Origin of the sequence: Paraburkholderia sp. BR14320, assembly GCF_040948665.1 — a bacterium.
Taxonomy (GTDB): domain Bacteria; phylum Pseudomonadota; class Gammaproteobacteria; order Burkholderiales; family Burkholderiaceae; genus Paraburkholderia; species Paraburkholderia youngii.
The window spans coordinates 1-26,439 of the sequence record NZ_JBFPKG010000059.1 but is presented as its reverse complement, the minus strand read 5'-3'; the positions used below and the strand labels follow the sequence as shown (position 1 = coordinate 26,439).

25 protein-coding genes are annotated in these 26,439 nt (G+C 65.5%); 12 read left to right on the top strand and 13 right to left on the bottom strand.

Translation table 11 applies throughout. The features are described 5' to 3' along the window. Positions 1–26: 26 nt before the first annotated feature. The 4 genes from AB3X89_RS33730 to AB3X89_RS33715 form a co-directional block, all read right to left on the bottom strand. The gene (locus tag AB3X89_RS33730; RefSeq protein ID WP_368587127.1) at positions 27–1,319 is read right to left on the bottom strand and encodes an MFS transporter; all 1,293 of its coding nucleotides are present in this window, start codon (positions 1,317–1,319) and stop codon (positions 27–29) included. A 283-nt stretch (positions 1,320–1,602) separates the two neighbouring features. Next, positions 1,603–2,784 carry a porin gene (locus AB3X89_RS33725; RefSeq protein WP_368587146.1) on the bottom strand — a complete coding sequence of 394 codons (1,182 nt, stop codon included), beginning with the start codon at positions 2,782–2,784 and terminating at the stop codon, positions 1,603–1,605. 325 nt (positions 2,785–3,109) lie between these two features. Beyond that, positions 3,110–4,225, bottom strand: a complete 1,116-nt coding sequence (locus tag AB3X89_RS33720) for a succinylglutamate desuccinylase/aspartoacylase family protein (RefSeq protein ID WP_368587126.1) — start codon at positions 4,223–4,225, stop codon at positions 3,110–3,112. Positions 4,226–4,490: 265 nt separating this feature from the next. Further along, on the bottom strand, positions 4,491–5,273 hold the full coding sequence (locus AB3X89_RS33715; RefSeq protein ID WP_013091296.1) for an ABC transporter substrate-binding protein: 783 nt from the start codon (positions 5,271–5,273) through the stop codon (positions 4,491–4,493). A gap of 650 nt (positions 5,274–5,923) precedes the next feature. Here AB3X89_RS33715 and AB3X89_RS33710 point away from each other — a divergent pair. Together AB3X89_RS33710 and AB3X89_RS33705 are read left to right on the top strand one after the other, a co-directional pair. Then, positions 5,924–7,153 (top strand): extracellular solute-binding protein, encoded by a 1,230-nt coding sequence (locus AB3X89_RS33710; protein WP_368587125.1) that lies wholly within the window; start codon positions 5,924–5,926, stop codon positions 7,151–7,153. Then, positions 7,153–8,991: a diguanylate cyclase gene (locus tag AB3X89_RS33705; RefSeq protein WP_368587124.1), complete on the top strand. Its 1,839-nt coding sequence runs from the start codon at positions 7,153–7,155 to the stop codon at positions 8,989–8,991. Before AB3X89_RS33710 ends, AB3X89_RS33705 begins: the two co-directional genes overlap by 1 nt. Before the next feature lie 10 nt (positions 8,992–9,001). On the opposite strand, the gene AB3X89_RS33700 is transcribed toward AB3X89_RS33705, so the two are convergent. From AB3X89_RS33700 to phnG, 7 genes are read right to left on the bottom strand one after another with little or no spacing between them, the layout of a single operon-like run. Beyond that, positions 9,002–10,135, bottom strand: a complete 1,134-nt coding sequence (locus AB3X89_RS33700; protein WP_368587123.1) for an alpha-D-ribose 1-methylphosphonate 5-triphosphate diphosphatase — start codon at positions 10,133–10,135, stop codon at positions 9,002–9,004. A gap of 36 nt (positions 10,136–10,171) precedes the next feature. Continuing rightward, entirely contained in the window at positions 10,172–10,948 is a 777-nt protein-coding gene (phnL, locus tag AB3X89_RS33695; protein WP_368587122.1) for a phosphonate C-P lyase system protein PhnL, read from the bottom strand. 8 nt (positions 10,949–10,956) lie between these two features. After that, positions 10,957–11,727, bottom strand: coding sequence for a phosphonate C-P lyase system protein PhnK (phnK, locus tag AB3X89_RS33690; protein WP_368587121.1), 771 nt, complete (start codon positions 11,725–11,727; stop codon positions 10,957–10,959). Further along, complete coding sequence (locus tag AB3X89_RS33685) at positions 11,724–12,656, bottom strand: alpha-D-ribose 1-methylphosphonate 5-phosphate C-P-lyase PhnJ (RefSeq protein ID WP_368587120.1); 933 nt, start codon at positions 12,654–12,656, stop codon at positions 11,724–11,726. Before AB3X89_RS33685 ends, phnK begins: the two co-directional genes overlap by 4 nt. Then, the gene (locus tag AB3X89_RS33680; protein ID WP_368587119.1) at positions 12,653–13,789 is read right to left on the bottom strand and encodes a carbon-phosphorus lyase complex subunit PhnI; all 1,137 of its coding nucleotides are present in this window, start codon (positions 13,787–13,789) and stop codon (positions 12,653–12,655) included. Before AB3X89_RS33680 ends, AB3X89_RS33685 begins: the two co-directional genes overlap by 4 nt. After that, positions 13,789–14,400, bottom strand: coding sequence for a phosphonate C-P lyase system protein PhnH (phnH, locus tag AB3X89_RS33675; RefSeq protein ID WP_368587118.1), 612 nt, complete (start codon positions 14,398–14,400; stop codon positions 13,789–13,791). Before phnH ends, AB3X89_RS33680 begins: the two co-directional genes overlap by 1 nt. Then, on the bottom strand, positions 14,400–14,906 hold the full coding sequence (gene phnG / locus AB3X89_RS33670) for a phosphonate C-P lyase system protein PhnG (RefSeq protein WP_368587117.1): 507 nt from the start codon (positions 14,904–14,906) through the stop codon (positions 14,400–14,402). Before phnG ends, phnH begins: the two co-directional genes overlap by 1 nt. A 180-nt stretch (positions 14,907–15,086) precedes the next feature. Between phnG and phnF the strand changes: the two genes are divergently transcribed. Genes phnF through phnN form a run of 3 tightly spaced genes read left to right on the top strand, consistent with a single transcriptional unit; the run spans position 15,087 to position 17,154 of the window. Beyond that, positions 15,087–15,845, top strand: coding sequence for a phosphonate metabolism transcriptional regulator PhnF (gene phnF, locus AB3X89_RS33665; RefSeq protein ID WP_368587116.1), 759 nt, complete (start codon positions 15,087–15,089; stop codon positions 15,843–15,845). Beyond that, a complete protein-coding gene (locus tag AB3X89_RS33660; RefSeq protein ID WP_368587115.1) occupies positions 15,842–16,606 on the top strand; it encodes a DUF1045 domain-containing protein in 765 nt (254 codons plus the stop codon). Before phnF ends, AB3X89_RS33660 begins: the two co-directional genes overlap by 4 nt. After that, positions 16,603–17,154 (top strand): phosphonate metabolism protein/1,5-bisphosphokinase (PRPP-forming) PhnN, encoded by a 552-nt coding sequence (phnN, locus tag AB3X89_RS33655; RefSeq protein ID WP_368587114.1) that lies wholly within the window; start codon positions 16,603–16,605, stop codon positions 17,152–17,154. Before AB3X89_RS33660 ends, phnN begins: the two co-directional genes overlap by 4 nt. A gap of 15 nt (positions 17,155–17,169) precedes the next feature. Here the strand turns inward: phnN and AB3X89_RS33650 are convergent, their stop codons facing one another. After that, entirely contained in the window at positions 17,170–18,078 is a 909-nt protein-coding gene (locus tag AB3X89_RS33650) for a LysR family transcriptional regulator (protein WP_368587113.1), read from the bottom strand. A 111-nt stretch (positions 18,079–18,189) separates the two neighbouring features. Here AB3X89_RS33650 and AB3X89_RS33645 point away from each other — a divergent pair, with 111 nt between their 5' ends. After that, positions 18,190–19,380, top strand: coding sequence for a M20 aminoacylase family protein (locus AB3X89_RS33645; protein WP_368587112.1), 1,191 nt, complete (start codon positions 18,190–18,192; stop codon positions 19,378–19,380). A gap of 59 nt (positions 19,381–19,439) precedes the next feature. On the opposite strand, the gene AB3X89_RS33640 is transcribed toward AB3X89_RS33645, so the two are convergent. Then, a complete protein-coding gene (locus AB3X89_RS33640) occupies positions 19,440–20,264 on the bottom strand; it encodes an IclR family transcriptional regulator (RefSeq protein ID WP_368587111.1) in 825 nt (274 codons plus the stop codon). Positions 20,265–20,513: 249 nt separating this feature from the next. Between AB3X89_RS33640 and AB3X89_RS33635 the strand changes: the two genes are divergently transcribed. The 6 genes from AB3X89_RS33635 (at position 20,514) to denD (ending at position 26,087) form a co-directional block, all read left to right on the top strand. Next, positions 20,514–21,218: a FadR/GntR family transcriptional regulator gene (locus AB3X89_RS33635; RefSeq protein ID WP_368587110.1), complete on the top strand. Its 705-nt coding sequence runs from the start codon at positions 20,514–20,516 to the stop codon at positions 21,216–21,218. A 72-nt stretch (positions 21,219–21,290) separates the two neighbouring features. Continuing rightward, positions 21,291–22,181, top strand: a complete 891-nt coding sequence (ltnD, locus tag AB3X89_RS33630) for an L-threonate dehydrogenase (protein WP_368587109.1) — start codon at positions 21,291–21,293, stop codon at positions 22,179–22,181. 15 nt (positions 22,182–22,196) lie between these two features. Next, positions 22,197–23,555 (top strand): 3-oxo-tetronate kinase, encoded by a 1,359-nt coding sequence (gene otnK / locus AB3X89_RS33625; protein WP_368587108.1) that lies wholly within the window; start codon positions 22,197–22,199, stop codon positions 23,553–23,555. Next, the gene (locus AB3X89_RS33620) at positions 23,552–24,214 is read left to right on the top strand and encodes an aldolase (RefSeq protein WP_368587107.1); all 663 of its coding nucleotides are present in this window, start codon (positions 23,552–23,554) and stop codon (positions 24,212–24,214) included. The genes otnK and AB3X89_RS33620 overlap by 4 nt, the downstream gene beginning before the upstream one ends. 61 nt (positions 24,215–24,275) lie before the next feature. Beyond that, positions 24,276–25,073, top strand: coding sequence for a 2-oxo-tetronate isomerase (otnI, locus tag AB3X89_RS33615; protein WP_368587106.1), 798 nt, complete (start codon positions 24,276–24,278; stop codon positions 25,071–25,073). Positions 25,074–25,106: 33 nt separating this feature from the next. Next, positions 25,107–26,087, top strand: a complete 981-nt coding sequence (gene denD, locus AB3X89_RS33610; protein ID WP_368587105.1) for a D-erythronate dehydrogenase — start codon at positions 25,107–25,109, stop codon at positions 26,085–26,087. Positions 26,088–26,439 lie beyond the last annotated feature (352 nt).

Here is a 26,439-nt window from a genome sequence, read left to right as displayed (position 1 = left end):
TTCAACGAAGCCCGCTGGGCAGAGACTCAGCGGGCGTGCAGCCGCAGGCGTGCCCACATCACGGTGAAAAGGCTAAGCACGGCCGCGAGCATCAGATAGAGGCCGGGTGCGAGGTTATTGCCGGTTGCCGCGATCAGCGCGGCGACCGCCAGTGGCGTGAAGCCGCCGAACACGGTGGTGCCGATGTTGTAGCCGAACGCCATGCCGGTCGTGCGCGTGCGGGTTGGGAACAGTTCGGACATCATGGCCGGAATCGGCGCGAAGTAGCTCGCCTTCAGTATCGCGACCCACGTGACCGCGGCCAGCAACGAGCCGAGCGACGGATGCGCGTTCATCAGCATGAAGGCCGGGTAGACGGTCGCGAAGAACAGCACGCCGGCGCAGAGCATGATGCGCACGCGGCCCACCTTGTCGGACAGATGACCGACGATCGGCGTGAGCACCATCATGATCAGACCGGCCGCGAGCGTCGCGATGAAACCCGACGACGGCGCGAGCCCGAGTTGCCGCGCCGCATAGGTCGGCATGTAGAGCAGCATGTAGTTGGCCGTGGTGGTCAGCACGAGCGCGCCGATCGACACGAGCACCTGTTCCTTTTGCGTCGCGAGCAGTTCTCGCACCGGCGCGGCGGATTTTTCCGCGCGCTCGAACTCCGGCGTTTCGTCGATGCGGCGGCGAATGTACAGCCCGACCGGACCGATCAGCAAGCCGAACAGGAACGGAATGCGCCAGCCCCAGCCTTCGAGTTGCGCGGTGCTCAGCGTGCTCGTCAACACCGCGCCGAACAGCGACGCGAGCAGCGTGCTCGCGCCCTGGCTCGAGAACTGCCAGCTTGCCATGAAGCCTTTGCGCTCCGGCGCATGTTCGATCAGAAACGCGGTCGAGCTGCCGAACTCGCCGCCCGCCGAGAATCCCTGCAACAGCCGCGACGCGAATACGCCGATCGGCGCGAGCACGCCGATCGCCGCATACGACGGCATCAGCGCGATCATGCCGGTGCCGAGCGTCATCATTGCAATCGATAGCGTCAGCGATGCCTTGCGGCCTTTGCGGTCGCTGAACGAGCCGAGCGCGAGCGCGCCGATCGGTCGCGCGAGATACGACAGCGCGAAGGTGCCGAGCGTGAGCAGCAGCGACACGGTGCGGTCGTGCACCGGAAAAAACGTTCGCGACAGCACGGCCGCGAAGTAGCCGTACACGACCAGATCGTAGAACTCCAGCGCGTTGCCGATCGAGGTCGCGAGAATCAGCCGCGATACGCTCGAGCGCGAGGTGTGCCGCGCGAGCGCGTCGGCGGTGGTGGCGGAGTCCATGCTCATATCGAAGTCCTCTAGCGGCGTTGGGAGGCGCGCTGGCAGTGTCGCGTGAGCGGGGCGGGCGCGGGATCGAAGCGTGTGACCCGATGTTGCGGTGGCCGATATTTATAGACAATTACAATATTTGGCAGATATCGTTGCCGAAAAGGCAAAGCGCGCAGCCTGCGTCGAATCCGGCGTTGCTCGACTGATTTCGCACGGCAAAAAGCAAAAGCGCCCCGTAGGGCGCTTTCCATCGATTCAGCCAGGCAGGGAACACGGGTGTTCCCCACCGCGAACCGTCTGCTTAGAACTTGTGACGCATACCGACGCGGAACGCGAGCTGGTTGTCGGCGCCGACGCCCGACGTGCTGAAGTAGCTCGTGCTCGAACCGATCTGTGCCTGCAGGTCGCCACTTGCGGCGTTGTGGCCCGATGCGATCTGATAGATGCCCAGCAAGTAGACGTCCGTGCGCTTCGACAGCGCGTAGTCGCCGCTCAGGTTCACCTGGTTCCAGTGACCGACGTTCGCGCCGCTCAGGTGCATGTAGGTGTAGCCCGCGCCTGCCGTGATAGCCGGCGTGACCGCGTACTTCGCGCCTGCTTCGTAGGCTGCGAACGTGGTCGAGCCGCCCGAGATCGGGGCGAGGCGCGTGTTCGTGTACAGGGCCCACAGCGTCGCCGGGCCGAATGCGTAGCGGCCGCCAACGCCGAACGAGCGCAGATCCTGGATCTGGCCGGTGCCGAGCGACGGGAAGCTCACGTTAGCCAGCGAAGTCGAGAAGGCCGGCGATGCCTGGCCCGGGTAACGGATGTCCGTGTACGCTGCGCCGATGCCGAACGGGCCGTTCGCATAGTTCGCGCCGAAGCTGTAAGCGCGCGACGAACCCGCGACCGGTGCAGCCGCCGTGCCCGTAGCCGGCGTGCCGGCAAAGCCGCCCGCCGTGTTCGAGAAGCCGTACATCGCGCCGAAGGTCAGGCCCGAGAAGTTCGCGCTGCTGAACTTGACCGAGTTGTTGATACGGCTCGACGTGAGCTGGTCGACGTCGTTGATGTGGTAAGCGTAGTTACCCGCGACGGTCAGGCCGCCGGTCGAGTAGTTCGAGCCGAGGTAGTCGGTCGAGAACGAGTACTGGCGGCCGAACGTCAGCGAGCCGATGTTGTTCTGCGACACACCGACATAGGCCTGGCGGCCGAACATCGCGCCGCCCTGGCCGGCGGTGCCGTTACCGCTGTTGAAGCCGTTTTCCAGCACGAACAGCGCCTTCAGGCCGTTGCCGAGGTCTTCCGTGCCACGCAGGCCCCAACGGCTGCCTTGTGCGACGCCGTCGTCGTACTTGGTCAGGCTGCTATGGCCGGTGGACGTCTTCGAGTTGTTCACGTAGCTGATACCGGCGTCGATCAGGCCGTACAGCGTGACGCTGCTTTGTGCGTGAGCGGCGGAGGCGAATGCGGCAACCGTAGCGGCGGTCAGGATTTTCTTGTTCAACATACTTCTCCGAGTTAGCGAATTTTGGCAATCGCGACGCGCTGCTCTGCGGCAACGTCGCGCGATGGCCGGCAATTTAAGGGAACGCTGAGTAAGGTATGTGACAGTGAAAAATTATTTCCACGGTGTCGTGCGGGCGCGACACTTCGCGTGTGCATCGGGGGGCGGGAGCGTCGGTGGCGGGGCGGTCGACCCTCGCGCGAAGCGGGGCGCGTGGCAGCGGATCGCCCGCCGGGCGGCGGGCGATCGGTTACTTCGGCTGCTGCGTGAAAATTCAGTTACATGGCCGGCTGCGACGGCATCGGCGGTCGCAGCGGTTTTGGCGTCAGTTGCTCAGCAACGAGCCGCTGCGGAACGGCGTCGCGCCAGCGATGCGCGCGAACTCGAGGCCGGCCGTCGCGAAACGCGCCAGATGCCGCGCGTACAACACGCCGGCCACGGTGTTTTTGATCGTGACGACGCGGTCCGTCAACGGATCGACGATGTCGGCGATTTCCTGGTCCGCGTCCACCCACGTGCCGACCGGGCAGCGATACACGAGCACGCCGCTGATCGGCGCGACGAGCGGCTCGGCGCCCGCGAGCGGCGTCGCCGCGAATTCGAGCGGCGGCAGCGGCGCCGGTTCGCCGTCGACCACGCCGCGCAGGGTCAGATACTCGATGATGGCCTGCGCGTCTTTTTCCGCGTACTGGTACGACACGTCGCGCTGGCCGCGCAGCTCGATCGTGACCGAGATGCCGCCGTTCGGGATCGGGAAGCGCTCGCCGAAACGGCCGCGCAGATCCGACCAGCAGAAGCTGTGGATCTCGTCGAACGGATTGCCGACCGAGTTCAGCGCGAGCAGCGACGCCTTCGCATCGATGTAGCGCGCGAGCGGTTCGACTTCGGGCCACAGGTCCGGATTGGTATACAGGTGCATCGCGGCTTCCCAGTCGCAATGCAGATCGAGCACGACGTCGGCGTCGTACGAAAGCTTTTGCAGCGCGAGGCGTTGCGAGCCGAGTTCGGTGGTCGGCTTCTGCGCGTCGAGCGCTTCGCGCATCGCCGCGCGGATGGCGGCGCGGTTCTCATCGATGTCGCTGGTCAGACGCGACTCGATGGTCGGCAGCACGAGTTCGGCGAGGTCGTAGAAGTTGCGGTTGAAGTTCTGCGCGCTGCCGGTTTCGAAGCGCCCGAGCATCTGGCCGAGCAGATGCTGGTTCAGGCCGATCGGATTGGGCACCGGCACGACCACGACTTCGCCGCGCAGCTTGCCCGCGGCTTCGAGCGCGGCCAGCTTGCGGCGCAGCGACCACGACACCAGCATGCCGGGCAGTTCGTCCGCGTGCAGCGACGACTGGATATAGATTTTCTGGCCGCCGCCGGAACCGTAGTGGAAACTCGTCAGTTCACGGGCGGTGCCAAGCGACGGGGCAATCAGCGGATGGGTCTGGGTTTGCATGGTTTTGACTTCGCGGCCTGTTCGAAGCAGCCGCGCTAGGTTGTTGATTGCAAGGGGAAAGGTGCGCGCGGGCTGCGCGCGAGGTCCGCGTGCGCGGACTGCGGCCACCTGTCTCCCGACGACCGCGTGTTGCACGATCTTAGCCGATATGCCGCACGATGTGGCTTCATGTGGCTAGATGTGGAGCCGCAAAACAAAACGGGCTCCGCATCGCGGAGCCCGTTTCGGACAAGCTGCCGGCGCGCCGTGCGGCGCGCGTGGGCAATTAGCTGCCGTACACGTCGAAGTCGAAGTACTTCTTCTCGATCTTCTTGTAGGTGCCGTCCTTGATCATGTCGGCGATCGCCTTGTCGACCTTCGCTTTCAGATCGGTGTCTTCCTTGCGCATGCCGATGCCGGCGCCGTTGCCGAGGATCTTCGGATCGTCGAGGTTCTGGCCGACGAACGCGAAGCCTGCACCGCGCGGCGTCTTCAGGAAGCCCTGCTCAGCCTGCACCGCGTCTTGCAGCGCTGCGTCGAGACGGCCCGAGATCAGGTCGGCGTAGACCTGGTCCTGGTTCTGATACGGCACGACTTTCGCGCCCTTCGGTTCCCAGTAGGTCTTCGCGTAGGTTTCCTGGATCGTGCCCTGTTCGACGCCAACCGACTTGCCCTTCAGCGATTCAGCGGTCGGCAGGATGCCCGAGCCCTGCTTCGCGACGAGGCGCGTCGGCGTGTTGAACAGCTTCGACGAGAAAGCGACCTGCTCGGCGCGTTGCGGCGTCATCGACATCGACGACAGCACGCCGTCGAACTTCTTCGCCTTCAGTGCCGGGATCATGCCGTCGAAGTCGTTTTCCACCCACACGCACTTCGCACCGACGCGCTTGCAGATTTCGTTGCCGAGGTCGATATCGAAGCCAACGAGCTTGCCGTCTGCGCCTTTCGACTCGAACGGGGGATAGCTGGCATCAACGCCAAAACGGATCGTCGACCAATCTTTAGCGTGTGCGCCAATGGAGACGGTGGCAATCAAGGCAACCGTCAAAGCCGCTAGCAGTTTTTTCACTGTTCTTACTCCTCGGTGTAGTTCAATTTCGCCCTCGGCGGTTGTGCCGCCTCGGGACGCCCGGCGCGACTCGCAAACGGGCTTCTGGTCAGGATGCAAGCCGGGGTGGCCTGCAACGCGCGCCAAGCTTATCAGTTCAAAAATATTGGGAAGCTAGTAAAACACCGGATGGCGCAGGAGGAGGCCCTCTAGAGCGACGCGTGCGCCCAAGCCGATGTGACCGGATCGTACACCGTTGGTGGGGTTTGCGTAACACGGGTGCAATGCAGGAGCGGTAATACGGTGGGCCGGCGAACGTGACCGACTGGAATATACGGCGGTTTTCTTGCGAGTTCGCCGAAAACCGGTTTGAATCGCGAGTTTGAAACGTGGATATCGTTAAAGCTCGCGGCTGAACTTGCCGTTAATTAACAGTGGCCTCGCGACCATTGGCTTACACGCTATTACCAGCGCCGATATTTTTGCGCGGCCGTTTCGAGGCTGTGCGAAAACCGAGGCTTTTGGCGCTATCATCGATGCTCCATGCGTAGGACGCCGACCGCCCGCGCAGGCGCGGATCGCATCGAAGCAAATCGTCGGACAGCCGTGAAGATTCAAATGCCGCGCATTTGCGCTAGATCAAAAGGCCTTTCTGCTCAACGGTGTTATTCATGCGCACGATGTCGTTCAAGGCGGATCAAACAGGCTGTTGTAAACAGACTTTCAAGCGACAAATCGCGAGCGTCGGCGCGCGCGTTCGCGCGGCATTATTGCAGCGCCGTTTTTATGTCGGCTTTTTGTCGAGAATTACATCGGGATTTACATCGATTGGCGTATCCGGATTTTGGTGCGACGTTTTGCCCCGCGCGTTGCGGGTACTGACAGGCGCACTGCTGTGCGCGAGTTTTGCCGTGGCCACGCCCGCCGCGGCTGCCGACAAAGTGCTGCACGTCCTCGCATGGCCCGGCTACGCGGACCCGGATGTCGTGAAGGCGTTCGAAGCACGCTACGGAGCGAAGGTCGAGGTTACGCTCGTCGATTCCGACGAGGCGCTGTGGGCGCAGATGCACAGCAAAAGCGAGCCGCCTTTCGACGTACTCGCCGCCAACACCGCCGAAATCCGTCGTTATACGCAGGCTGATCTGCTTGCGCCGCTCGATCTCGCGAGTCTGCCCAATACGAAGAAGCAGTTGCCGCGTTTTCAGGCGCTCGGCTCGATCGGCGGCTTGACGTCGGCGGGCAAGGTCTACGCGATTCCGTTCACCTATTCGTCGATGGGCCTCATCTACGATCGCAAGCAGATTCCGGTGGCGCCGCATTCGATGCTCGAACTGTGGAACCCGCGCTATCGCGGCAAGGTGCTCGACTTCAATAGCGCGCAGCACAACTTCTCGTTCACCGCGCTCGCGCTCGGCTATCCGCATCCGTTTCAGCTCGACTCCGCGCAGTTGCGCACGATCGCGCACAAGCTCGTCGATCTGCGCCGCAATCTGCTGACCTACTACACGCTGCCCGAGGAGGCGACCGCGTTCTTCATCCAGCACAAGGTCGCGCTGATGTTCGGCAACTACGGCACGCAGCAGGTGCAGTTGCTGCGGCGCGCGGGCGCCGACGTCGGCTATGTAATTCCGGACGAGGGCGCGCTCGCGTGGCTCGATTGCTGGTCGATGACGCGCGCGGCGAGCGACCAGCCGCTCGCGCTCGCGTGGATCAACTACATGCTCGAGCCGAGCGTGAGCGCGCTGCTGACGCAGCGCCAGGGGCTCGCGAATACGCTGACCGAGCCGGCCGAAGGCAACCCCAATGCGCACATCGTCTGGATCAGTCCGGTCGAGGATATCGACCGGCGCGAGCGATTGTGGACCCGCATCGTGTCGGGCGACCGTTCGGAGCGCTTCTGATGCTGCATCGCGGCCTGACCTTCAAGCTATCCGTGCTGCTCGCGTGCATCGGCGTGCTGGCGTCGGGCGCGACCGGCTATTACGCGTATCGCGCGAATCGCACGATGCTGGTCAACGAAGCGGAGCGTAGCCTGCAGACTTCGACGGAGCTGCTCGGCCAGCGCATCGCGGTATCGATCGACGACGTCGCGGCGGACGCGCTCGTGCTGGCGACGATGCCGTCATCGGTGAGCGTCGCGCAGACCGACGACGGCATCGGCCCGAACCAGGGCCGCGAGCGGCTCGCGCAGGTGTATTCGAGCTTCATGCTGCACCACCCGGAGTATCTGCAGGTGCGGCTGATCACGCGGCAGCATCACGGGCTCGAGCTGATCCGTTTCGATCGCGACAGCGACGGCCTCGTGCGTGTACAGGGTGACGATTTACAGGAAAAAGCTCAGTTTCCCTACGTATTCGAAACGCTCGCATTTTCGGCGGGACGCATCTACACCTCGCCGATTTCGATCAATCACGAATACGGCACGCATGCCGCGCAAGGCAGGCCGACGCTGCGTCTGGGCACGCCGATCGCGGATGCGCGCGGCACCGTGGTCGGCGTCGTGGTGATCGACGTCGATCTGGCCGGCATGCTGCGGCGTTTGCAGAGCGATCTGCCGAGCGACTACCAGGTCTATCTGGCGAACGAGTGGGGCGACTTCTTGGTCCATCCCGACGCGTCGAAGACCTTCGGTTTCGACCGCGGCCGGCGCGTGCTGATGCAGGACAGCTTTCCGGTCACGAGGCAGCTGTTCGAGCAGCGGCGCAGCGAAGTGCTCGTCAACGGTCTCGCGCGGCCCGATGAGGCGCACGGGCGCGTGCTCGCGTTCGTGCGGCGGCCGTTCGGCGATTCGGAGGGCAATCGCTTCATCGTGCTCGGTCTGGCGAAGCCGCTCGAAGACGTGCTGAGCGGCGCGAATCAGCTCGGCACGCGGATCATTCGCATGGTGCTGGTGTTCAGCGCTTTGTCGGTATTGCTGGCCATCCTGTTCGCGCGAGCGCTGACCAAGCCGCTGCATCAGCTCGCGCATGCGGCGACGCATCTGTTCGCCGAACACGCGATGCACACGTTGCCGCTCAAACGCACCGACGAAATCGGCGTGCTCGCGCGCTGCTTCGAGCGTTTGCGCCGTGAAATCCGCGGGCAGATGGATGCGCTGCACAGCAAGCAGAGCGAGCTCGTGCATCTGGCCTCGCACGACGTGCTGACCGGCTTGCCGAACCGCATGCTGTTCATGCAGAAGCTCGAGAACGCGATCGAGGAGGCAAGGTTCCGTCGCGAAGGCCTCGCGGTGCTGTTCGTCGACCTCGACCGCTTCAAGCAGATCAACGATCAGTTCGGGCACTCCGTTGGCGACAAGGTGCTGGTCGCGGTCGCGCGCCGTCTGAAGGACGTGCTGTGTGCCGGGGACGTGGTTGCGCGGCTCGGCGGCGACGAATTCATCGTGCTGATCGAAGGGCAGCGCGCGGCGCAGATCACGCCCGATATCGCCGAGCACATCATGGATGCGCTGAATGAAACGCTGAGCGTCGACGGCAATAGCATGACGGTCGGCGCGAGCATCGGCATCAGCGAGTTCCCGCACGACAGCGGCAATGCCGAGGAACTGCTGCTGAACGCCGATGCGGCGATGTATGCGGCGAAATCGGGTGGCCGTTGCGCGTATCTGCGCTATCAGGATCTGCTCGCCATGCGGCTCCACGAACAGGCCGAGCAGACGCGGCTTGCCCACGCGCAGCTCGCGCAGGCGCATGCCGCGCGCGATGCGACCGAGGGGTGCGAGGAGGAGCCCACCGCGTGACGCGACCCACTCAAACGATCCGCACCCCGCCGCGATAAGTCGCGCGCGGCACCGGCAGCCTGTCGAGCATCGTCACGCGCACGAGATCCGCGCGCAAGCCCGGCTCGATCGCGCCGCGGTCCGTGAGACCGGCGGTGCGCGCCGGCTCGGCCGAGACCGTTGCCATCGCGCGCGGCAGCGACCAGCCCGCTTTTTCGACGAGATCGAACACCGCGGTCAGCAAGCTCGACGGCACGTAATCCGACGACAGAATGTCGAGCAGACCGGCGCGCGCGAGTTCGAGCGCCGACACGTTGCCCGAATGCGAGCCGCCGCGCACGATGTTCGGCGCGCCCATGATGGTGGCGATGCCGTGCTCGCGCGCGGCTTGCGCGGCGATGCGCGTGGTCGGGAATTCGGCGAGCACGATGCCCTCGGCCTTCGCCTGTTCGACGTGCTCGATCAGCGTATCGTCGTGGCTCGCGACCGGAATGCCGAGCCGCCGGCACCGCGCGACGATCTCGCGGCGATGCTCATCCGCGTAACGCTCCTGTTCGACCGCGAGTTCGGCGAGCGTGCTCGCGACACGTTCGTCGCTCATCTTGCCGTTGCGTTCCTGGAAGCGGCGCCATTGCTCGCGGTCGTGCCATTGGCGCTGTCCCGGCGTATGGTCCATCACCGACGCGAGCCGCAACAGCGGATGCGCGCACAGCGAATCGAATACCTCGAGCACGTCGGCGGTCGCGATCTCGCAGCGCAGATGCAGAAAGTGCTCGGCGCGCAGCAGTCGACGCGTGGACAGCCGCAGCAGCGACTCCGCGCATTGCGTTTGCACGTGGCGGTTACGCAGCCCAACGCTCGAGCGCGAGCCGATCGCGAGCGCGTCGAATACCGTCGTGATGCCGGCCGCGGCCACTTGCGCGTCGTGGATCACGAAAGCCGCGTCGGTATTCCACTCGACGCCGGGACGCGGCACGAGGTGCTTCTCGAGGTTGTCCGTATGCAGTTCGATCAGACCGGGCAGCAGATAATCGCCGTCCCAGTCTTCGGCGTTGCGCGCCGAACTCGCGCCGCGTTCGACGTCGCGAATCACGCCGTCCTCCACGCGCACGGTGCCAATGAATTCTTCATCTCGCGTCACGATGCGAGCGTTGCTGATCAACATCGACTTGCTCCGTAGTCAGTCGGGACTGGTGTCAATTTAATGCCGCAGTGGCGGCCGCAATTCCAGGCGGCGCGTCGCGACCTTGTTGCGGGTCTCTTCGTCGTGAAAGATACCAACGATCGCCGCGCCGCGCTCGCGCGCCTCGACGATCAGATCGGCCACAACGTCGCGGTTTTCGGCATCGAGCGAAGCGGTCGGTTCGTCGAGCAGCAACAGCGGATGTTCGGCGATCAAACCTCGCGCGATATTCACGCGCTGCTGCTCGCCGCCCGAAAACGTCGCGGGCGCGAGCGACCACAGACGTTCCGGCACGTTGAGCCGCGCGAGCAATTCAGCGGCGCGCGCGTTTGCTTTGGGTTCTGCGATGCCGTGCAGCACGAGCGGCTCGGCGACGAGCGCGAGCGTCGGCACGCGCGGAATCACGCGCAAAAACTGGCTCACATAGCCGACCACGCTACGGCGCAGACGCAGCACGTCACGCGGTTCCGCACCGGTGATCGTGACGGGCCGGCCCTGATCGCTGGTGTCGCGAATCGCGATCGAGCCGGTGCTCGCCAGATAGTTGCCGTACAGGCAGCGCAGCAGCGTGCTTTTGCCCGCGCCCGACGGCCCGACCAGCACCACGCATTCACCGCGCTCGACTTCGAGCGATACGTTCGCGAGCGCGTCGATTCGCGCGCCGCCCTGGCCGTGCAGCGTGAAAGTCTTGCCGATGCCGGTGGCGCGCAGCATCAGCGCCGCGTTGTCGGCGAAAGCGCGCTCGGCGTGACGTGCCGCGCTGCCCGCATCAATTACTACCTCAGTGGATTGCATTGTGAGCCTCAAACCGGCAGAACCGAGGAAACCAGCGTTTGCGTATAAGGGTGCTGCGGATCGTCGAGCACCTGGTCGGTCAGACCCGCTTCGACGACTTCGCCCGCCTGCATCACCATCAGCCGATGTGCGAGCAGACGCGCGACGCCGATGTCATGCGTGACGATCAGCACCGACAGATGCAGCGTCGACGTCAGCGTGCGCAGCAGATCGAGCAGACGCGCCTGCACGGACACGTCGAGACCGGCGGTCGGTTCGTCCATGAACACCAGACGCGGACCGGTGACGAGATTGCGCGCAATCTGCAGACGTTGCTGCATACCGCCCGAAAACGCAGCGGGGAATTCGTCGATGCGCGCTGGGTCGAGTTCGACGCGCTCCATCCATTGCGTGGCCGTGCGGCGAATCTCGCCATAGTGGCGCGCGCCGACCGCCATTAACGGCTCGCCGATATTGGCGCCGGCCGATACGCCGCTGCGCAGGCCGTCGCGCGGGTTCTGCTGCACGAAGCCCCATTCGGTGCGCATCAGCAGACGGCGGCGCGGCTCCGACAGCGCGCGCAGATCGAGCAGGTCGCCGTGCGACGCGGCGTAGTGCAGCGCGCCGCTATCGGCCTCGGTCTTCAGCGCCAGCGTGTTGAGCAGCGTGGTCTTGCCCGAGCCCGATTCGCCGACGATGCACAGCACCTCGCCGGGATACAGATCGAAGCTCACGTTGCGGCAACCGTTGCGGCCGCCGTATTGTTTGGTGAGCGCGCGGGCGCTCAGAAGCGGCGTCATGCGGATTCTCCTTCGCGTTCGGCGCGGGGCAGTGGTGCTTGCGGTTCGATCTCGCCGTCGCCGCGCCGCTCGTGACAGTAGTCGCTATCCGAGCACACAAACATGCGCGTGCCGGCGTCGTCGACGATCATCTCGTCGAGAAAGCTTTCCTTCGATCCGCACAACGCGCACGCGTGCTGCCACTTCTGCACTTCGAACGGATGATCGTCGAAGTCGAGACTGCGCACCGGCGTATAAGGCGGAATCGCGTGGATGCGGCGCTCGCGGCCCGCGCCGAACAGTTGCAGCGCGGCGTTCATATGCATCTTCGGATTGTCGAACTTCGGGATCGGCGACGGCGACGTCAGATAGCGATGATTGACGATCACTGGGTAGTCATACGTGGTCGCGATGCTGCCGTGATGCACGATGTCCTCGTACAGCTTCACGCTGATCAGCCCGTAATCGGCGAGCGCGTGCAGCTTCTTGCATTCGGCGACGCGCGGTTCGAGCCGGAACAGCGGCTCGGGCATCGGCACCTGATAGACGAGGATCTGCCGCTCGGTCAGCGGCGTTTCGGGAATCCGGTGCCGGGTCTGGATGATCGTCGCTTCGCTCGTGTGCCGCGTGGTCGCCACGCCCGTGGTGCGCGCGAAGAGGCGGCGAATGTTGACGGCATTCGTAGTTTCGTCGGAACCCTGATCGATGACTTTCAGCGTGTCCGTCTTGCCGATGATCGCGGCCGTCACCTGGATGCCGCCGGTGCCCCAGCCGTACGGCAGAGGCATTTCGCGCGACGCGAACGGCACCTGGTAGCCCGGCACGGCGACTGCCTTCAGCAGCGCGCGGCGCAGCATGCGTTTGGTCTGCTCGTCGAGATACGCGAAGTTGTAGCCGTGCGCGGCGCTGTCGTATGAGGTGTTTGCAACGGCGGTGTCGGGCGCGTTCATGCTGCTTGCTCCTCGTCGGTGGCATTGCCTGATTCATCGTTGCCGTGGTGCTGCGCGCGCAAGCGCCGCACCAGTTCCAGCTCCGCCTGGAAGTCGACGTAGTGCGGCAGCTTCAGGTGCTGCACGAAGCCCGACGCCTCGACGTTATCGCTGTGCGACAGCATGAATTCGATGTCCTGCGTCGGCGACGAGAGCGTCTCGCCGAGTTCTTCGGCACGCAGCGCGCGATCGACCAGTGCCATCGCCATCGCCTTGCGCTCCGAGTGGCCGAACGCGAGACCGTAGCCCTGCGTGAAGGTGGGCGGCACCGCGCTGCTGCCCGCGAATTGGTTGATCATCTGGCATTCGGTGACGTCGATATCGCCGATGTCGACCGCTTCGCCGAGTTCGTCGAGGTCCATTTCGACCGCGATCGTGCCGAACCGAATCTCGCCGGCGAACGGATGCGAATGCGCGTAGCCGCGTTGCGTCGCATAGCCCATTGCGAGCAGAAAGCCTTCGTCGCCGCGCGCGAGGTTCTGCAGACGCGTCGCGCGGCTCGCCGGAAACGCGAGCGGTTCGCGCGACAGATCGCCGGGTTCCGCGCCATCCGGTGTTGGGCGCTCCTGTTCGATCAGGCCTTCCTTGTCGAGCAGCGAGACAACGCGCGGCATCGCTTCCGGCGCGGGCGGCTCTTGCGAGAGCGGCGCATTGCCTTGCGTCACGCGCTGCCGCGCGTCGTCGCCATCGGCGAGCAACGCGAAATCGAGCAGACGCTGCGTGTAGTCGTAGGTCGCGCCGAGCAACTGGCCACCTGGCAAGTCCTTGAAGGTCGCCGAGATGCGTCGCTCGACCTGCATCGTTTCGGTATCGATCGCGCGCGTATAGCCGAAGCGCGGCAACGTGGTGCGATACGCGCGCAACAGGAAGATCGCTTCGACCAGATCGCCGGCCGCCTGCTTGATTGCGAGCGCGGCAAGCTCCTCGTCGTAGACCGAACCTTCGGTCATTACGCGCGCGACCGCGAGCCGCAACTGCTCGCGAATCTGCGCGACGCTCAGTTCGGCGATCCGCGTATCGCCGCGGCGCGCTTTGTCGAGCAGACGCCACGACGCTTCGATCGCGCGTTCTCCACCTTTGACGGCAACGTACATCAGTTCACCTTCGCTTCAGTTGTGCGCGGCAAGCCGATCACGCGCGGGCCGCAAACCAGATAACAGTCGATGCCGCACGGAAACAGCGGCGCGAGCATCGCGCGCTCCTGCCAGAACCGTGGGGGAAGACCGGCCGGCGAAATCGTTTGACTCTCCAGAATGCCGGGGCCGCTCAGCGTGACCGGTACGCCGCCCGTCAGCGCGTCGACGCGGATCAGCAGCGTGGCCGATTGCTCGGGCGACTCGGCGCTGCCGGGTGCGAAGCTTTCTAGCGACGGCAACGCGTCGGCATCGTGCACATAGACGAATGCGGCGTCGCCGGGCGCATCGACGAGCGGCGCGCCGGTATGAAAACGCAACGCCGACGCGAGCGCGGTATCAGGCTGCGCGAGCCAGACCGGTGTCGCGTAGTCGCAGAGCGTCAGCAGCGCAGCGAATGCGGCGGGTTCGACCGGCGTATTGCGCAACTCGGGCAGCACGTCACTGATCACGCCGATCGTGCCGGGCCGCGACAACGCGTCGAGCAGCGTGCGAAACACGGCCTGGGTATCGTGGACCGGGTCCGCGAAACCCGGCGTCAGGGTGGACAATGCAATCGGTGAATGTTCCATCAGTCGCCTCGCACCATCGTAAAGAATTCGACGCGCGTCGCCGCGGCGTCCTGCTGCTGTTGCGCGCGCCGTGCCTTCTGTTGCGCGGCGAACGGCTCGATCAATTGACGATGCAGGCCGTCGTGATGCTCCGGCATCTGCAGCAAGGCATCGGCGAGCGCGGCAAGTTCGGCGCGCCGGCGGTCGCGTCCCAAGTGGCAGGCCACGCCGACGGTGGCCTCGGCGTCGCCGCTGGCACGAAGGCGCAGCGTGGCGCGCGTGACCGTCGCTTCGCCGAGATTGAACGGATCGCCGCTGCCGCCGATGCGCCCGCGCACCATCGCGAGGCCGATTTCAGGGGGACGCAGCCAGTCGTAGGCGGGGATAGGGTGACCTTGCAGCGCGTGCTGCAGCGCGGCTTCGAGGTCGGCGCGCGGCGTGCGGGCCAGCACGGCCATCCAGGCGCGCCGCGCCGCCGAAGACACGGCAGGCAACGGCGCAGAGGGCGGAACGGAACTCGGGCTCATCGGATTTCCTGTTGATCCAGCGAGTGGACATTGGAGCATCTATTCATCTAAACGTCTAGACGTTTATAGGCGTAGTTGTCTCGACTGTCGTGCGCGGCGGACGTTTCATATTTCCATCACGGCTTGCGCACTACAATGCACGACATGGCGATCATTTGAACCGAAGGGAATGACAGCACCATGACATCGAACGACAGCGCGGCGCCGGCCACGATGCTCGAACGCGGCGCAGGCGTGGCCGTCTGGAGACAGATCGAACAGATTCTCGCCGCCGAGATCGCGGCAAGCGGATTCGGGGAAGAAGGGCGGCTGCCGAGCGAAGGTGAGCTGGCGAAACGCTTTGACGTCAACCGTCACACGGTGCGTCGCGCGATGCTCGGCCTCGCCGCGCTCGGCCTCGTCAGCGTCGAGCAGGGGCGCGGCACCTTCGTACAGCCCGGCGCGATCGACTATTCGATCGGCCGCCGTACGCGTTTCACCGAAAACCTGCGCCAACAACATCACGCGCCCGGCGGCACGATGCTGTCGGGCTCGCGCGTGAAAGCCGAGCCCAGCGTCGCGAAGGCGTTGGGTCTGCGCGCGGGCGCGGCGGTCTATCGGATCGAATCGCTGCACGAGTCCGACGGCGTGCCGCTTACGTTCGCGCGCAGCTGGTATCCGGCCGCGCGTTTTCCGGAGCTGCCGGAAGTCGTGCAACGCCTCGGCGGCACGACGAAGGCGCTGGCCGAATTCGGCGTGGACGATTATCTGCGCAAGTGGAGCCGCATCGGCAGCGTGCTGCCCGAGCCGGAGGTCGCGCGGCGGCTCAACATCAACCGTCAGCAGCCGGTGCTGTGGGTCGAGAACGTCGACGTCGATTTGCACGGCACGCCGGTCAAATACGGCTTCACGCATTTCGCGGCCGACCGTGTGCAACTGCTCGTGGAGCATGACCTGTGAGCGGCCCCGCATGGAGTGATGAAGCGCGCTTCGCGCTGTACTACGCGCCGTCGGGTGAATCGGCGTGGTGGCAGGCCGGCTCGACGTGGCTCGGCCGCGATGCGCAAAGCGGCGAGCGCTGCGCGCAGCCGCAGCCGCCTGGCCTGACGCGCCCGCTCGCCGCGTTGACCGACTCGCCGCGCCGCTATGGCTGGCATGGCACGCTGGTCGCCCCGTTCCGGCTCGGCGGCGGTATCACGCAGCACGACGTGCTTGCGGCCGCGCGCGCGTGGGCGCTCGCGCAACAGCCGTTCGCGTTGCCGGTGGAAGCGGCCACGCTGGGCGACTTCGTCGCGCTGCGACCGGCCGATGCAAATGGCGAGACGCGCATTCGCGAGCTTGCGTCGAACGCGCTGGAGTCGCTAGACGGGCTGCGCGCGCGACCGTCTGCGGCCGATCTCGAGCGCCGGCTCGCCGCACCGCTCAGCGAACGCCAACGTGCGTTCCTGCTGCAATGGGGCTACCCGTACGTGTTCGACGAGTTCCGTTTTCATATGACGCTGTCCAGCTCGCTAGCGGATGCCGACGAGCGCGCGACTCTGCTCGCATGGTGGCGTGAGCGCACCCCTGCGCTCGGGCCGCTCGCGGTCGATCAGGCCGCGCTGTTCGTCGAGCCGGCGCCGGGCGAGCCGTTCGTGCTGTGGCAGCCGCTGCCCTTCAGCGACGGCGCGCAACACGGCGATCGCAAGGAAAAGCAGCAAGACGAGGTGAGCAGCCAATGAATGGGCGTTTGATCTATGTGATGGGCCCGTCTGGCGCGGGCAAGGATTCGCTGCTGCAATTCGCGCGCACGCGGCTCGCCGGCGAGCCGGTCGTGTTCGCGCATCGTTACATCACGCGGCCGAGCGGCCATGGGGAAGTGCATGTCGCACTGAGCGTCGAGGAGTTCGCCGCACGCTCGGTGTTGGGCCTGTTTGCGCTCGAATGGTCGAGCCATTCGCTGCGCTATGGCATCGGCATCGAACTCGATGCGTGGCTCGCGCGCGGCTGCACGGTGGTCGTCAACGGCTCGCGGCAGTACCTGCAGCATGCGCTCGCGCGCTATCCACGCGCGGAAGTGGTGCACGTGAGCGCCGCGCCGCATATTCTCGAAGCGCGGCTCGGCGCGCGAGCGCGCGAATCGTCGGAGCAGGTCGCGGCGCGGCTTGCGCGGCGTGCGCCGTTTGCGTTGCCGGCCGGCGTGCGCTGCACGACGATCGACAACTCCGGCACGCTCGAACAAGCGGGGCACGAGTTGATCACAGTGCTCAAGGAGCAGATGAGCGCGTAACGCAGTCACGCGGCCTTATTGCACGGCCGCCATCCGCTCCCGCGTGACCTGCCGCAAACACGCGACGAACTGCTGTACGGCCGGCGTCGGCAGCAGATCGCGTCGCGAGATGATGCTCAGATCGTAGTTCGGCAGCGCGTCTTCGATCTGCGCGACACGAATGCCGAGCGGCGCGACCCGCTGCGCGAGCGGCCGTGTGAAGCAACTGATCACGTCGGTCTGCGATACGAGCCCGAGCGTCACCGCAAACGACGACGGCGCGCGCAGCAGCCGCTGCGGCAGTGGCAGACCATGCGCGCTGAACATCGCCATCATCACGCTGTGCGGGAAGTGATCGGCGCCGACCGTGACGATCCACTCGGCGTCGAGCAGTTCGGACAGACGCGTGACGTTCGCGAGCGGGTGCCCCGCGCGCATCGTGACGACGAACTGCGTCGAGTACAGCGGCACCTGTACCAGATCGTTATCCAATGCCTGAACGTGATGGATCGCCGCGAGATCGAGTGTGCCGTTGCGCAGACGCGCGAGCGCATCGGGCACCGTCACTTCCTCCAGATGCAGACTCACGAGCGGCATCTTTTGGCGAAAGCTCGACACCGCATGCGGAAGAACCGTCAGCGCGAGCGATGGCATCGTGCCGACGCTGACCTTGCCGGCCAGTTCTCCTTTCACCTGCTCGACGGCCTCGACGGTGCGGCGCATGTCGCCCAGCAACTGTTCGGCGCGCGGCAACAGCGCGAGCCCGCACGCGGTCAGCTCAATGCCGCGCACGCTGCGCACCATCAACTCCGCATTGAGCGCGCTTTCCAGTTCGCGAATCGTATGCGTGACGGCCGGCTGCGTGACGCCGAGTTCACGCGCGGCGGCGCGCAGGCTGCGGTGATGCGCGGCGGCGACGAAGGCCTGCAACTGCTGCAGTTTCATCAGGGTAACCCCGTATATAAGAGCTGTTAATCAGGGTGAAAAAAATAGCATCTTATTCGAACGAAACGGCATGGATATAGTGCGAGGCTACTCACTGGAGCCATGCAAACGATGAACGAGACCCCGCGTTTGACCGAAGTGTCCGATCTGGAACCCCCCGCCGCGAGCCTGCGCGAGATTCGCCATCACATTCATCACCATCCCGAACTCGCGTACGAGGAAGTGCGGACCGCGGCGCTCGTCGCGGAAAAGCTCGAACAGTGGGGCTGGCAGGTCACGCGCGGGGTCGGCAAGACCGGCGTGGTCGGCACGCTGAAGGTGGGCGACGGCAAGCGCAGCATCGGCATTCGCGCGGACATGGACGCGCTGCCGATCATCGAACAGACCGGCTTGCCGTACGCGAGCGGCACCCACGGCAAGATGCACGCGTGCGGCCACGACGGCCACACGACGATCCTGCTCGGCGCCGCACAACGTCTCGCGGCCACGCGCAACTTCTCGGGCACCGTGCATCTGTATTTCCAGCCGGCCGAGGAAAGCGGTATCGACAGCGGCGCGCTGAAGATGATCAACGACGGCCTGTTCGAGCGCTTCCCGTGCGACGCCGTGTTCGGCCTGCACAATCATCCGGGCGCGGAGCCGGGCATGCTGCTGTTTCGCAAGGGGCCGTTCATGTCGGCAGGGGACAAGGCGACCATCACGATCGAAGGCGTCGGCGGTCATGCGGCGCGTCCGCATCTGACCGTCGATCCGGTCGTGGTCGCCGCGAGCATCGTGATGGCGCTGCAGACGATCGTCGCACGCAACGTCGATCCGTCGCAGCCGGCCGTGGTGACGGTGGGCTCGATGCACGCGGGCACCGCGAACAACGTGATTTCGAGCAGCGCGCGGCTCGAACTGAGCGTGCGCTCGTTCAGCCCCGAGGTGCGCGAGTTGCTGAAGAAGCGCATCACCGAGCTGGCCGAGTCGCAGGCGGCGAGCTATGGCGGCAAGGCGCATGTCGAGTACATCGAAGGTTACCCGGTCGTCATCAATACGGACGCCGAAACGGATTTCGCGGTGCAGGTTGCGCGTGAGCTGGTCGGCGATGACAAGGTGATCGAGCAGACCGACATCCTGATGGGCAGCGAGGACTTCGCCTTCATGCTGCAGAAGCGGCCGGGCACGTTTCTGCGCATCGGCAACGGCATCGGCGAGGATGGTTGCATGGTGCACAACCCGCATTACGACTTCAACGACCACAGTCTGCCGATCGGCGCGGCGTTCTGGGCGCGGCTCGTGGAGCGCTATCTCGCGCAGTGAGCGATAAGAGTCGACGCGGTAGCGCGCAGCAAATGCGCGCTACCAGATAGCCGCGTGCGTCAGCCGCGCCGCGCGACCATCTCGGAGACCGTCTGCGCGGCTTGCTGCAGCGGTTCCAGAAACGCCTTCACCATCTGTTTGGCCGAATTGCGCTGCGCGTTGCCGCTGATGTTCATCGCGGCGATCACGCGGCCCTGGCGATTGCGAATCGGCGCGGACAGCGAAATCAAACCGCCTTCGAGCTCCTGATCGACGATTGCCCACCCCTGGCGACGCACCTGCTCGATTACCTTCTTCAACTCTTCCTTGTCGGTAACGGTGCGCGGCGTGTGTGCGTAGAGCGGCGACGAGTTCAGCGTCGCGTCGAGCGTTTCCTCGTCGAGCGAGGCGAGCAGCACGCGGCCCATCGACGTGCAGTACGCGGGCAGACGGCTGCCGATCGACAGGTTGATCGTCATGATCTTGTGAGTCGGCACGCGCAGCACGTAGACGATCTCGGTGCGATCGAGCACGGCCGCCGAGCAGCTTTCGTGCACCTGTGCCGACAGGCTTTCCATCACCGGTTCGGCGAGATTCCAGAACGGCATCGAGGTGAGGTACGCGAAGCCGAGGTCGAGAATCTTCGGCGTCAGACGGAACAGGCGTCCCTCGGCTTCCACGTAGCCAAGCGTTTGCAGCGTCAGCAGAATCCGGCGCGCGCCGGCGCGCGGGAGGCCGGGCGCCGCGGCGACGTCGGTGAGCGTCTGTTCGGGGCGCGTCGCGTCGAATGCGCGGATGACCGCGAGGCCGCGCGCGAACGACTGCACGTACGAGTCACCCGGTTTCTCCGGGGCCGGTTCGACGTTGGCGGGCGCGACGGAAGACGGCGGCAGGGCTTTGCTCATGGACCTTGATCGTGGTTGCAAAAGAGTGCGCGCGCAAGGCACGCGACGCGCGTTCGTTTCGATGCGGCGCCGCGCGTGGCGTTGCGGCGCAAAGGCGAGACGATAGCTTAAGCCTTCTATTTCGCCAAATAACGCCGATTCGTGCAAAAAACCCAGGGTTTGCGTGGATGCGATTCGTGTCTCAAATTTGTATGATGACCCGATAACATGACCAGTTTGCGGCACCCGATCCAACCCAACCGATCCGCCATGTTCGACAAGATTCCCTCGCGCGCTTTGAGCGACACCGTCGCGCAGCAACTGCTGAAGCAGATCGACAAGGGCACTTTCGCGCGCGGCGCCAAGCTGCCGACCGAAGCCGTGCTCTCGGAACAGTTCGGCGTGAGCCGCACGGTGATTCGCGAGGCGCTGTCGCGGCTGAAGAACGAGGGGGTGGTCGAACCGCGCCAGGGCAGTGGCGTGTTCGTCGCTGGGCACGGCACGATCCGCCCGCTGCGGATCGACTACGCGGAAGCCGTCGAGCCGGGCTCGGTCGTGCAGATCCTCGCGCTGCGCCGCGCGATCGAGGCGGAGGTCGCGTCGGAAGCCGCAATGCGTCGCAGCGATGCCGACATGGCCGCGATCGACGCCGCGCTCGCTCAGATCGAGCGCGCGGTCGCCAATGGCGAAGACGGCGTCGCCGAAGACGTCGCGTTTCATCGCGCGATCGCGGCGGCGACGGGCAATCCGTATTTCCTGAAGACGCTGACGTTCCTCAATCAGTACCTCGAAGCAGGCACGGTCGTCACGCGCCGCAACGAGGCGCTGCGCGAGGACTTCTCGCGGCAGGTGCGCGAGGAGCACGCGGCGATCGCCGCGGCGATTCGCGCCGGCGATCCGATGGCGGCGCGCAATGCCGCGCAGACGCATCTGTACAACGCGGCACGGCGGCTTGCCGAGGCGGGCATCGCCTGACGCGCGGAAGGCGCGCGGTGATCCCGCCGCGCGCGAACGCACCAACGCAGCACCAATCCATAGAGGTCACGCATGTCGAGAAATGTCGGTGTCATCGGTTTGGGAGCCATGGGGCTCGGCGTTGCGCGTTCGCTGTTGCGCGCCGGCTTCAAGGTCCACGCGTGCGACTTGCGGCGCGACGTGCTGCAGGCGTTCGTCGCTGAAGGCGGCGTCGGCTGTGCGACGCCCGCGGAGCTCGGCGCGCAGTGCGAGGTCGTGATCACGCTGGTCGTCAATGCCGCGCAGACCGAGGCCGTGCTGTTCGGTGAGCACGGCGCGCTCGCGGCGATGAAGCCGGGCGGCGTCGTGATCGCCAGTGCCACGGTCGCGCCGGAATTCGCCAGCGATCTCGGCAAGCGCGTCGAGTCGGCCGGTCTGCAGATGCTCGATGCGCCGGTGTCGGGCGGCGCTGCGCGCGCCGCATCGGGCGAGATGACGATGATGACGTCCGGTCCCGCAGCCGCGTACGCCGCGTGCGAGGACGTGCTCGCCGCGATCGCCGGCAACGTGTATCGGCTCGGGGCCGCGCATGGCGCGGGCTCGAAAGTGAAGATCATCAATCAGTTGCTGGCCGGAGTGCATATCGCGGTGGCCGCCGAGGCAATGGCGCTCGGCTTGCGCGAAGGCGTCGATCCGGACGCGCTATACGACGTGATCACGCACAGCGCGGGCAATTCGTGGATGTTCGAGAACCGCGTTCCGCATATTCTCGCGGGCGATTACACGCCGCTGTCGGCAGTCGATATTTTCGTCAAGGACCTGGGCCTCGTGCTCGATACCGGGCGTCGCACGAAGTTTCCACTGCCGCTGTCGGCGGCCGCGCATCAGATGTTCATGATGGCGTCGACGGCGGGCCACGGCGGTGAGGACGACTCGGCGGTCGTGAAGATTTTCCCCGGCATCGAATTGCCGGCGAAGCCATAAGCGAGGACGGTGCTCATGACGGCTCAAACGAAACCCGCGCTGCTCGGCTGCATCGCCGACGACTTCACCGGCGCCACCGATCTCGCCAACATGCTCGTACGCGGCGGCATGCGCACGGTGCAGACGATCGGCGTGCCGACCTCCAACGAAGCGCCGGGCGCCGATGCGCCGGGCGCCGCTGCGCCGGGCGCCGCTGCGCTCGACGCCGACGCGCTCGTCGTCGCGCTGAAGTCGCGCACGATCCCCGCCGCCGACGCGGTCGCCCAATCGCTCGCCGCGCTCGCCTGGCTGCGCTCGCAAGGGTGCCGGCAATTCTTTTTCAAGTACTGCTCGACCTTCGATTCGACCGATGCGGGCAACATCGGCCCGGTGACCGATGCGTTGCTGAACGCGCTGTCCGCCGAGTTTGCTGAGCGCGCGTCGTTCACGATTGCGTGTCCCGCGTTTCCCGAGAACGGCCGCACGATTTTCCGCGGCCATCTGTTCGTCGGCGATGCGCTCCTCAACGAGTCGGGCATGGAGAACCATCCGCTGACGCCGATGCGCGACGCGAATCTCGTGCGCGTGCTGCAGCGGCAAACGCAGTCGAAGGTCGGGCTCGTGCGTTACGACCGGGTCGCGCAAGGCGATACGGCCGTGCGCGCCGCATTCGAAGCGCTGCGCGCCGACGGCGTGCGCATCGCGATTGCCGATGCGGTGTCCGACGCCGATCTGCATACGCTCGGCGCGGCCTGCGCGGACCTCGCGCTGATCACCGGCGGCTCCGGCGTCGCGCTCGGCTTGCCGGCCAACTTCCGGCGCGCGGGGCTACTCGGCGAGCAAACCCATGCCGCGCAATTGCCGCGCGTAGAAGGTTTGTCGGCGGTGCTCGCGGGCAGTGCATCGAAGGCGACCAACGCGCAGGTCGCCGCCTGGTGCGCGACGCGGCCGGCGTTCCGCATCGATCCGCTCGCGGCGGCGCGCGGCGAGGACGTCGTCGGCGAAGCGCTCGAGTTCGCGCGACAGCGCTTCGTGCACGCCGAGCCGGTGCTGATCTATGCGACTGCATCGCCCGACGAAGTGCAGGCGGTGCAGCGCGAACTCGGCGTCAACGAAGCCGGGCATCTGGTCGAGAAGACGTTGGCATCGATTGCGCGCGGCCTGCGCGAACGCGGCGTGCGCAAGTTCGTCGTCGCGGGCGGGGAGACCTCGGGCGCGGTCGTGCAGGCGCTCGACGTGCGCATGCTGCGCATCGGCGCACAAATCGATCCGGGTGTGCCGGCCACCGCGACGACCGAAGCGGAACCGCTCGCACTCGCGCTGAAATCCGGCAATTTCGGCACCACGGACTTCTTCGACAAGGCGCTGCGTCATCTCGATGGAGCCGCGCAATGAGCGGCGCACCGGCACTTCACATCTCGGCCGAAGCGCGCGTGCGCGAGGAAATCTGCGCGGTCGGCGCGAGTCTGTATCAGCGCGGCTATACGGTCGGTAGCGCCGGCAACATCAGCGCGCGGCTCGACGATGGCTGGCTGATCACACCGACTGACGCGTGTCTCGGCCGCCTCGATCCCGCCGATATCGCGAAGGTCGACGCAAACGGCCACGCGATGTCGGGCGGCAAGCCGTCGAAAACGCTCGCGCTGCATCGCGGTATCTATGCGCGCAACGGCGAGGCGCGCGGCATCGTCCATACCCATTCGACGCATCTGGTCGCATTGACGCTGGCGGGCGTATGGAGCGAAGCGGACGTGTTGCCGCCGATCACGCCGTACTACGTGATGAAAGTGGGCCACGTACCGCTGATTCGCTATCAACGCCCGGGCGATCCGCAAGTGGCCGCGCAGATCGCCCCGCTGGCCGACCGCGTACGGGCGGTGCTGCTCGAACGTCTGGGGCCGGTGGTGTGGGAGCGCTCGGTCGCGCACGCGTCGTATGCGCTCGAAGAACTCGAGGAGACCGCGCGCTTGTGGCTGATGACGAATCCGCGGCCCGCGCCGCTCGACGCCGCCGCGATCGAAGAACTCCGTACCGCGTTCGGCGCGCGCTGGTAGCAGCGCGCATTACCGATGAACGTCATGCACCGTATCGGACTGTCTCAAAGGAGCTGTTGACATGCCTCGCTTCGCCGCCAATCTGTCGATGATGTACAACGAGCACGCGTTCCTCGATCGCTTCGCCGCCGCCGCGCGCGACGGTTTCAACGCGGTCGAATACCTGTTTCCCTATGAGTTCCGCGCGGCCGAGCTGAAGTCGCGGCTCGACGCTCACGGTCTCACGCAGGCGCTGTTCAATGCGCCACCAGGCGACTGGAGCGGTGGCGAGCGCGGTCTGGCGTCGCTGCCGGGGCGCGAGGACGAGTTCCGCCGCAGCATCGATACGGCTCTCGAGTACGCGCGCGTGCTCGGAAATCGCAAGCTTCATGTAATGGCGGGGTTGATCGCCGGCGATCAGGCGGGCGAAACGCAACGCAAAACGCAACGCGACGTGTATCTGGACAACCTTGCCTATGCCGCGCAAGCCGCGCAAACCGAACGGATCACGGTCGTCATCGAACCGATCAATACGCGCGACATGCCCGGCTATTTCCTCAATCGACAGGACGACGCGCAAGCGATCTGCGCCGAAGTCGGCGCACCGAATCTGAAGGTGCAGTTCGACTGCTATCACTGCCAGATCGTCGAGGGCGATCTCGCAATGAAGCTCAAGCGCGATATGGCCGGCATCGGCCATATCCAGGTTGCGGGTGTGCCCGAGCGGCACGAGCCCGACATCGGCGAGCTGAACTATCCGTACCTGTTCGATCTGATCGATGCGCTCGGCTACGACGGCTACATCGGCTGCGAATACCGGCCGCGCGCGGGGACCTCGGCGGGGCTTGGCTGGCTGAAGCCTTATCTCGATGCGCGCTGACACTTTCCGACAACCACTGACGGACACGTAACCATGAAAGTACTGATCACCGGCGGCGCCGGTTTTCTCGGCCAGCGACTCGCGCGCGAACTGCTCGCACGCGGCAAGTTGAAAGATGCGCACGGCACACCGCAAGCGATTACCGGGCTGGTGCTGCTCGACGTCGTGCGCGCTCATGATTTCGGCGATGCGCGCGTGCATACCGAAGTCGGCGATATCGCAGAGCGCAGCGTGCTCGAACGCGTGATCGACGACCAAACCTCGGCGATCTTTCATCTGGCTGCGATCGTCAGCGGCCAGGCCGAGGCGGACTTCGATCTCGGTATGCGCATCAATCTCGATGCGTCGCGGCTGCTGCTCGAAGTCTGCCGACAGCGCGGGCATCAACCGCGCGTCGTGTTCACCAGCTCGGTTGCGGTCTACGGTGGCGATCTGCCCGCAGTCGTACAGGACGACACCGCGCTGAATCCGCAGTCGTCGTATGGCGCGCAGAAGGCGATCGCCGAGCTGCTGCTCAACGATTATTCGCGGCGCGGTTTCGTCGACGGCCGCGTGCTGCGACTGCCGACCATCAGCGTGCGGCCGGGGCGGCCGAATGCGGCGGCGTCGTCGTTTGCGAGCGGCATCATTCGCGAGCCGTTGAATGGCGAGGAGGCCGTGTGTCCGGTCGCCGGTTCGACGCGGCTGTGGCTGCTGTCGCCGCGCAAGGCGATCGACAGCCTGATCGCCGGCCTCGAACTCGATGGCGCCGCGCTCGGCAAGCAGCGCGTGCTGAATCTGCCGGGCCTGTCGGTCAGCGTCGACGAAATGATCGCGGCACTGCGCGAGGTCGCCGGCGAAGCGGTCGCGAGCCGCATCGTGCGGCAGCCGGACGAGCGCATCGAGAAGATCGTCGGCAGCTGGCCCGGCGCGTGGGATACATCGCGCGCCGAACGGCTCGGGCTCGCCGCCGAGCGCAACTTCGCGGATGTGATTCGCGGCTATGTCGCCGACGAAGGAATCGAAGTTCGCTGAAGATCTCTCCCTCCGCGTATTCCCTGGTGTTGTTGGCACGGCTGCGGCCGTGCTTGACACGCTTTCGCGCCGACGCCTATTATCGAGCCTGTTTTGTTCGATATATGACCTTGTGTTCGTATATAGAACATGAGGGCGGGCAAGGAAGGCGCAACAGCCGTATCGGTCGTCACTCCCAAGCCCATCGTTCACGATCCTGCGCTAAGCTGCCTTGACGTATCGGCCGCCGCACCGCTGCCGTTTTGCAGCTTCCCGCGCACGGCCGTCGGCCCCCGGGGCCGATGCCTCGGCGCATCGAACCGGCGACGTCGGTGCAAGGCCGGCCGCGGCGCGGCGCAGCGCACGCAGCATC